A 599-nucleotide genomic window follows, 5' to 3' on the forward strand; every position below is an offset into this window, starting at 1 on the left:
AGCAATGTTATCTAGTTTTGAAAGAATATAAAAAACTTGTTGACTTTAAAAGTTAAATAAGTTAAAATAATTCTTGTCTTAAATGAATACAGTCTGGTAATGATGGCAGAGAGGTCACACCCGTTCCCATACCGAACACGGAAGTTAAGCTCTCTAGCGCCGATGGTAGTTGGGACCTTGTCCCTGTGAGAGTAGGACGTTGCCAGGCAATATTATTCCGCAGTAGCTCAGCGGTAGAGCTATCGGCTGTTAACCGATCGGTCGTAGGTTCGATTCCTACCTGCGGAGCCATTGGAGAGCTGTCCGAGTTGGCCGAAGGAGCACGATTGGAAATCGTGTATACGTCACAAGCGTATCAAGGGTTCGAATCCCTTGCTCTCCGCCATAGGATTTATAATATTTGGCCCGTTGGTCAAGTGGTTAAGACACCGCCCTTTCACGGCGGTAACACGGGTTCGAATCCCGTACGGGTCACCACTTTTGGAGGATTAGCTCAGCTGGGAGAGCACCTGCCTTACAAGCAGGGGGTCGGCGGTTCGATCCCGTCATCCTCCACCATATAAATTATATGAATAGTATTATCGCGGGGTGGAGCAGCA

General features: G+C 47.7%; 4 tRNA genes and 1 rRNA gene. All 5 read left to right on the top strand.

Annotated features, from left to right (window positions below):
* Positions 1-92 precede the first annotated feature (92 nt).
* The 5 genes from rrf (at position 93) to KI369_RS27345 (ending at position 558) form a co-directional block, all read left to right on the top strand.
* Positions 93-208 (top strand): 5S ribosomal RNA (gene rrf / locus KI369_RS27325).
* A gap of 8 nt (positions 209-216) precedes the next feature.
* A tRNA-Asn gene (locus KI369_RS27330) sits at positions 217-291 on the top strand.
* Between the two features lie 2 nt (positions 292-293).
* A tRNA-Ser gene (locus KI369_RS27335) sits at positions 294-385 on the top strand.
* A 17-nt stretch (positions 386-402) separates the two neighbouring features.
* Positions 403-477 (top strand) — tRNA-Glu (locus KI369_RS27340).
* Between the two features lie 5 nt (positions 478-482).
* A tRNA-Val gene (locus KI369_RS27345) sits at positions 483-558 on the top strand.
* Positions 559-599 lie beyond the last annotated feature (41 nt).

The sequence above is a fragment of the Bacillus sanguinis genome (genome assembly GCF_018332475.1).
Lineage (GTDB): Bacteria > Bacillota > Bacilli > Bacillales > Bacillaceae_G > Bacillus_A > Bacillus_A sanguinis.